At 47.3% G+C, this 7,335-nt stretch carries 6 protein-coding genes; 2 read left to right on the forward strand and 4 right to left on the reverse strand.

Going from position 1 to position 7,335, the window contains the following annotated elements; genetic code table 11:
* Positions 1 to 24: 24 nt before the first annotated feature.
* Positions 25 to 1,374 (forward strand): lysine-sensitive aspartokinase 3, encoded by a 1,350-nt coding sequence (lysC, locus tag ACLR2L_RS17290; RefSeq protein WP_140958469.1) that lies wholly within the window; start codon positions 25 to 27, stop codon positions 1,372 to 1,374.
* Between the two features lie 50 nt (positions 1,375 to 1,424).
* On the opposite strand, the gene ACLR2L_RS17295 is transcribed toward lysC, so the two are convergent.
* From ACLR2L_RS17295 to ACLR2L_RS17305, 3 genes are all read right to left on the reverse strand, one after another.
* On the reverse strand, positions 1,425 to 3,104 hold the full coding sequence (locus ACLR2L_RS17295; RefSeq protein ID WP_413369889.1) for a diguanylate cyclase: 1,680 nt from the start codon (positions 3,102 to 3,104) through the stop codon (positions 1,425 to 1,427).
* Positions 3,104 to 4,618, reverse strand: coding sequence for a bifunctional metallophosphatase/5'-nucleotidase (locus ACLR2L_RS17300; protein WP_413369891.1), 1,515 nt, complete (start codon positions 4,616 to 4,618; stop codon positions 3,104 to 3,106). The genes ACLR2L_RS17295 and ACLR2L_RS17300 overlap by 1 nt, the downstream gene beginning before the upstream one ends.
* Positions 4,619 to 4,724: 106 nt before the next feature.
* On the reverse strand, positions 4,725 to 6,317 hold the full coding sequence (locus ACLR2L_RS17305; RefSeq protein ID WP_413369893.1) for a diguanylate cyclase: 1,593 nt from the start codon (positions 6,315 to 6,317) through the stop codon (positions 4,725 to 4,727).
* A 150-nt stretch (positions 6,318 to 6,467) separates the two neighbouring features.
* On the opposite strand from ACLR2L_RS17305, the gene arfB reads away from it, so the two are divergent.
* Complete coding sequence (gene arfB, locus ACLR2L_RS17310; protein WP_413369895.1) at positions 6,468 to 6,881, forward strand: alternative ribosome rescue aminoacyl-tRNA hydrolase ArfB; 414 nt, start codon at positions 6,468 to 6,470, stop codon at positions 6,879 to 6,881.
* Here the strand turns inward: arfB and ACLR2L_RS17315 are convergent.
* A partial coding sequence (locus ACLR2L_RS17315) for a LysR substrate-binding domain-containing protein (RefSeq protein WP_413369897.1) occupies positions 6,878 to 7,335 on the reverse strand: 458 nt, incomplete at its 5' end. The genes arfB and ACLR2L_RS17315 overlap by 4 nt on opposite strands.

The raw sequence follows: 7,335 nt of genomic DNA on the forward strand, positions 1-7,335 counted from the left end.
CTCAGCGTAATAACGGAGAACACCGTGAGTAACGCGTTAACCATTGCAAAATTTGGTGGCACCAGTGTCGCTAATTATGCGGCCATGCAAAACTGCGCCAGAATTGTTGCCGGCAATCCGGCAACCCGCCTTGTTGTTGTAAGTGCAGCAGCCGGCGTCACTAACTATCTGGTGAGCCTTGCGCATACGCCAATGACCCAGCAACAAATCAATGACACCGTACAGAAGGTAGTTGATATTGAACTGGCCATTTTGAATGCACTGAAAGATAAGACTAACGTAGAGCCTAAGTTAAATGAACTACTGGATGAACTGCGTGGCCTGGCTTGTCATGAAGAAATTCTGCATCGCAACGACCTGAAAGACCAGTTGTTATCGATGGGCGAGCGTATGTCATCACTCATGTTTGCTGCTGTGCTGGCAGAGCTGGGTGTGGCCACGCTTAACTTCGACGTTCGCAAAGTGTTGCGTACCGACAGTGAGTTTGGCGAAGCAGCGCCGCAAATTGAGATCATCGAAGAAAACGCGAAGAAGCTGTTACAACCTGAAATTGCAAACGCCATTGTGGTTACTCAGGGCTTTGTGGGCGCCGATGAAGAAGGCCGTACCACTACGCTGGGGCGCGGCGGTTCTGACTTTACCGCAGCACTGCTTGCAGAAGGTCTGGATGCAGACGTATGTGAAATCTGGACTGATGTAACGGGCGTGTACACTACCGACCCGCGAATCACCCCGGCGGCACATCCTCTGCCTGAACTGAGCTTTGAAGAAGCGGCTGAAATGGCCACGTTTGGTGCCAAAGTGCTTCATCCTGCCACCATGGAACCAGCGGTACGTAAGAATATCAAAGTGTTCGTAGGTTCAAGTAAAGAGCCTGAGAAAGGCGGTACCTGGATTGTTCGCGATTGTGATTACGAACCGCCTTTCCGTGCTATTACCCGTCGTAAGGAACAGGTAATGGTAACGGTAAAAACACCCAAAATGATGTATGCGCAAGGTTTCCTGCAGCAGGTGTTTGCCATCATTGCAAAACACAAACTGAGTGTGGATTTGGTAACTACATCGGAAATTTCTGTGTCGTTTACCCTGGATAATCCGGCAAACTCTGTGGCACAGCGACTGAATCGTGAAACCATTGCCGAACTTGAAACCATCTGTGACGTAAAAGTTGAAAAAGACTTTGATCTGGTTACCGTGGTAGGCAACCACATGCAAACAAGTAAAGGCGTATCCAGCCGGATTTTTGCGGCGGTGTCGGACTTTAACCTGCGTATGATCTGCTTTGGTGCTAATCCGCACAATATTTCATTCCTGGTGAATGAATCGGACAGTACCGAAATTGTAAAAATACTGCACAGCGAGTTATTTGAATAAAGACATCAGAAAGCCGGTGTGCAGCATTGCGCTCCGGCTTTTGTTTGCGATTATTTAACCGTATCCGCGTCAAACATAATCCATTTGTTCCGCCCCTGGCGTTTTGCCAGATATAAAGACTTATCGGCTTCCTCAAAGGACGGAATGGAATGTTCACCCAGCACATCCTGACTCACTGAAATGCCTATACTGATAGTGATATGATCAGCCACTCCGCTAAAGTCATGTGGGATTTGAGCATCTTTAAAGGCTTGCAATATACCCTCTGCAACGCGAATCGCACCGGTGTCACTGGTATTCGGCAATAAAATTGCAAATTCTTCACCACCGTAGCGTGCCAGAAAATCTGTTTTTCTGGGCAGTTGGGATTTAAGTAAATCGGCTACTTGTTTTAAACACTCATCGCCCTGGCTGTGGCCATAGTTGTCGTTGTATTGTTTGAAGAAGTCTACGTCAAGCAACATTACCGTAAGCGGCCAGCGTTGTCTGGATGCCACGTGAATCTCTTGCAAATAGCGTTCATCCAGCGCCCGTCGGTTAGCGATACCCGTTAGTGCATCGCGCAAACTCAGTTCTTCTAATGATGCCTTTTGATGTTCTATGGTTGCTGCAAATTTCTCAAAGCTACTGGCCAGTTCGGCAATCTCGTCTTTACCACCCAACGCAATTTCCTTGCTGTTACCAGCAGCGCGTTGTTGCACCTGGGTTCGCAGTGTTTTTAATCTGCGCACTACCGCGTGGTGAATAAACAGTACAAAACACACATAGGCTAAAAACACGAAAACGAAAATCAAACTGATGTGTTTTACCTGTTGAGATACCAGACGGGAAGTGCTGTGTGCCGTCGCCAGCACGGATTCGTTGAGCTGGTGAGATTCAAATTCATTTAATCGGGCATAATCCGAAATCAGATTGCGTACGAAGTTACCCCGGCCCCTTACCCGGCCCACTATCTTTAATTGTGACTGACGAAGCGCAATTAAACCTGCGGTATCATCCAGAATTATTCTGCGAATTTGAGCACTTATGGCAGTAGCGCTGTCAATTTTACTGGCACTCTGGGCCTTAGACAGACTATCAAGTTCGTCCAGTAAAGTACTTAAATAGCGCTGTTGCTGACGGATCAAACTAAGCTGATCGGTTGTTAATACTTCCGATGAGCGGGCAACAATATTGGCTAACGCCAGGTACCAGGGTTGATTGGCCAGACTGGCAACCGACGCCGAGCTCGTTTCCGTTACATTGCTGTGCAGCGTATAGAGCTTTTCCTGCTGACTGGTGAGCAATACGTTGATCGTTAATTTTTGTTCTACCAGGGAGTTTAGGTCAGCTAATTCACGACGTATCGACTGTAATTGCGCCATCATGTAGGCATTGTCAGTTTGATCCATCACTACATCGTCAAGCGAGATTAATTGCTGATTAATCGCATCGTAAGCAATACGCCGCATAGCATCCGAATTCGCGCTCGACAACCTTTCTGTTACGCTCATCAGCAGGCTCATTTGCGAGTACAGTTCGCCAGAATGCACTACGGTGGGAAGTGATTCACTGGTCATCAGGGTTAACGAGTCTTCAAAGGATTTCAGCTTCGAATAGGTGGTAATGGCCAGTATCAAAATGGCAACAATTAGCGTGACCAGTCCAAAATTAATAATGCTGGTTAATGAATAAAGGTGCTTCTTGTCGGCATCTGCAGCCATTACTTGTAAGGGCGATTGTTTAATCATCAACCATTCCTTCCAATTGACGATATAAACTTTATTCTGCCTGACTTATTAGCGGAAACGGTTTGCTGACGTCGCAAAACACTTATCACAATATCGGCAATGAGCGGCGTAACTTGCTGACTAAACGGCACTTCGCTACCCAATGTCAGCGCTTTATAGCCGTCACCCCCACCGGCTAAAAAGTCAGATGTCGCCAGACTGTAAATCTTAGCGTCTACCAGCACTTGGCCGTTTACTTCTATGTGTTTAATACGCTGGCCCACGGGCGCTGATAAATCTACATTCATGGTAACACCGGAGATATGGGGAAATCGTCCGGCAACCTGTTCAACCTCACTGAATCCGTTTTCCAAAGCGGCTTTTAAATGACGACCTGCGATGCGCAATACGGTAATGCGGCTGCGAAAGGGCAATTCGGTTGAGATATCTTCACGCGTGAGGACGTGCCCCGGGCTGTAAAGTCGCTCCCCCCGAATGGCACCGCCATTAATCAATGCCACATCGGTATGACTGGCCGAGCGCAAGGCATCACTAATCAGGTTGCCAAAGCCATTTTCACTGGTTCTCACTTCAAAACGTTGTGTGTTCATGCTGGTGGATAATGTTGCGATTTCTTCGCTCAGCAGCACGCTGATCCTGTCGTCATAGGCATTGATTTGTGAATCGACCGCCTTGTTTAAGGGAAACTGGTTTAACGGCAGGGTTGATACTGAAATTTGTTTCTCTGATTGCGCGTCCTGCCATTCAATATTAATGACGGCAGCGGTACCCTGAGACGTTATAAATACGTACCCCGGGTGATCACTGCTGCGCTGGTTATCACTGGTAAGTGTGAAATGCGGATCGGTACGCAATACCAGGTCAACAACGCCCTCCTGCAACAGGGAGTCAATAAATTCGTGTCGGTCAGAGGTCATGAGTACCACTACATCCGCACCTTCTTTTTTAAGGAGGTTAACCTGAGCGCGTGTGGCCTGTTCGGGTTCATTAATGTGGAGGCGCTGTAACAGGTATTCTTCTACTACAGAATCGTGAATAACTGACACTATACCTATATTTACGCCGGGCTTCTCAATGATCAGCCGCCGCACAGCACCGTCTATATTGTCGCCGGTGAGTGGGTCTGTAGCATTGCTGAGTACCATAGGAAAAGCAGCTTCATAAGCACGTAACGAAAACTCATCCTCAAAATAGCTAAATTCTCGCTTAGCTACCGCCATGGCGTCGGGTTCCAGGGTATTCAGAATATCGATAATGTGGGCGCCGCGATCAAATGAGGAGAGCATACTCGGCGCAAGACTGCCCCCACCGAACAAAAACGTGGTGCTGGCGTGTTGTTCTCTGGTTTGGTCAAGCAATGTAGCAAGGTTGGCATAGCTGCCAAACGGCTCATTTTTAATCAATGGCAGTTCTGCTGCGTAAACAATGGAAACCTGACGTGATAAGGCATGCGTGCTTGCAGAAAATATCGAGGCAACAAAAATAATCGCCAGGCACAAAAGTGGACGGTGCATGCTAACCAAACTCCTCTAACCCCACATGGTAAGGGCAATGTAACACCACTTCCGCATTGTCGCGGATAAATGCGATAAGACAAAGCATTTTTGCATAATTATTGGCCTAACGGTTTGATTGATAAGATTCTACGCAATTTCTCCCCGAATCTTTGGCCAGGTACAAGGCCTTATCGGCCTGATCTATTAGCTCTGCGTGATGCAGTGGTATGCCTGCGGGCTTGGTGCTGATTCCAATCGATACCGTCAGCACATGATAAGGTGACATCACATGAGAAATGCCGGTATTGAATATGCGTTTACACAAATTCTCTGCCACCATCAGCGCATCACTCGCGTCGGTATCCCGCAACACGATTAAAAACTCTTCTCCCCCCATGCGACAAACAAAGTCCGTTGCCGCGTGGGTATTTTGTTTAAGCATGGTGGCAACATCAATCAATGCTTTGTCGCCCTGACTGTGACCATAGTTGTCGTTAAACGACTTAAAATGGTCTACATCGATAAGCAGCATCGACACCGGAATGGTGCTGGTGTTTGCAGCTTCTGCCAGAGTAAGCAGGTGCTGATCAAGATAGCGACGATTGGCGATACCGGTTAACGGATCGGTGTAACTCATATTTTTGAGCTGCAGATTATGCTCAATTAACTCGGCTCTTTGATCTTTAACCAGCTTAAACAACCTGTCGATATGATTGCCGAGTTTCCCAATGTCATCATAACCCTTTAATTCGATGCTCTTGGTGTAATCCGAAGTAGCCATAACTTCTGCCACAATGTTTAGCATTTTTCTCAAAGGTACCAGTATTTGATGACGAATAAACACGTAAAACAAATACAGCATTAACGATGCGGAAAGTAAGCCAATGAGCAGGGTGATATCAAAAATATCATGATCAAACGGATACGTGGTTTCATCAAAACTCAACACAAAAAAAGGCTTGTTCCTATAATCATTAAACAGCAAATTAAGTCGGTGCTCATAGGCATCTCCGTGAAAGGAATCCGGGATAAACGCGTTAACCGTATTCGGAGGAGCATCCTGTGCTGATGGTGTTAAGGTAAGTTGAATAGGTTTCTGCAAGGCCTGACTCAGCAATGACATCCGCTTGTCATTAATATACGACCAGATCAAACTGGTACCGGCAATAATGCCCATCGCGTCGCCGGTTGTAATTGCATGGGATACCACAATGGCGGGTTTTTCATTGATTGTGACTAATCCCCAGCGCGACAGAGGCTCTTCTTCAGCGTCCACGGCGTTAAACAGAAAATGCTGAGTAATGGAGTGACCAGGGGTAGAAAAAACGGGATTGGTGATTACCTGGTAAGGCGGTTCGATACTTTGCCCGGCAATAAGTTGGTGATCACTGGCATAAAAATACCAGCCATTTATATTGAGCTGGCTGAAGGTTTCATGCAAAAAATAGGTTTCTTCGAACCATTGAGCATCGCGCTCTGTAGCGGCCCGGTGCATTTCATCCCACACGGCGTTGTCCAGCGAAATTCCTCTAAGCGTTTCAATCTGCTGGTTAAATGCTTCTTGTAGTCGTAATAAATCGGCCTTATTGGCGTTACCAGCCATTAGTTCAAGTGCTGGCAAAGTCCAGTAGAAGCGGATGAACGCTTGGGTAGCCAGGCTAAAAATCAATGCCATGGCTACTGCTAACAGGAGTTTACTTCGAAGACTCAGACTCACTACATCACACCGTATAAAATCTTACATTAAGCGTAGTCGACAGTGCGGAAAGCTCAACTATTGAGCCTCATCTCACTGCGGGAAATACGAGCAGGTAACAATTCATACGGGCTTGCGCACGATTGGGGGCGATGTTCTAATGCCAGTACTATGATTGAATTAACTTCACAACTTTCTATTGCTGATCAGGAAATCGAACTACAGGCTATTCGCGCGCAGGGTAGCGGTGGTCAAAACGTCAATAAAGTCAGCAGCGCAATTCATTTGCGATTCAATATTACATCGTCATCCTTACCAGACGAAGTAAAAGCCCGGCTGCTTGAAAGCACGGATAGTCGCTTAACCAGCGAGGGGGTTATGGTGATAAAAGCGCAGCGATTTCGCACCCAGGAAAAAAATAAAGATGATGCGATTTCCCGTCTGACCGAGTGGGTATCCGCTCAGCTAAAACAAGACAAACCCCGCAAATCAACACGGCTGAGCAGGGCAGTGAAAGCGCGCCGCAAAGATGCAAAACAAGCCCAGAGTCAGCGGAAACAACACCGTCAGAAAGTGCAGTTCTAGGCAGAGGGCGTCAGCCAGTTGTTCATGTGCGTTAGTAAAGTGTGCAGGCGAGCCGGTCTGGGTTTTAACTGGTGCTCAACCAGATAAATGGTCTCGCTTACGGGCTTCGCAAGCCTGTGTACCTGTACCGAAGATGGCTTGCTAAAAGCGGCTACGGCATAGGCGGGCAATACCGTAAATCCCAGCCCGCGACTAACGGGTTCCAAAATTAATCCAATTTGGTTTGAAAAGCCGTTCTCGGGAAGTGAATGCGGGTAACTGTACTGAGGATAATTCGCACTAAGCAGTAAATCAGCGTGGTGTGTGGCATCCGGATGGGCAATAAAACCAAGGGATTGCAACGTTTGCCACGAAATGTCTTTTACGTTGGCTGGGGTCACCAGTAGCAACGGTTCCTGGGCAATGGCGGTAGCTTTTATTTCCCGGTGAGTAGCCGGACGAGTCATTAAACCAA

It is taken from the genome of Alteromonas sp. AMM-1 (assembly GCF_047290655.1).
GTDB lineage: Bacteria > Pseudomonadota > Gammaproteobacteria > Enterobacterales > Alteromonadaceae > Alteromonas > Alteromonas mangrovi.

Excerpts from the sequence above, each read along its gene's own strand:
- ACLR2L_RS17295 (WP_413369889.1), bottom strand. The coding sequence starts at position 3,104 with ATGATTAAACAATCGCCCTTACAAGTAATGGCTGCAGATGCCGACAAG.
- arfB (WP_413369895.1), top strand. The coding sequence starts at position 6,468 with ATGATTGAATTAACTTCACAACTTTCTATTGCTGATCAGGAAATCGAA.
- ACLR2L_RS17300 (WP_413369891.1), bottom strand. The coding sequence starts at position 4,618 with ATGCACCGTCCACTTTTGTGCCTGGCGATTATTTTTGTTGCCTCGATA.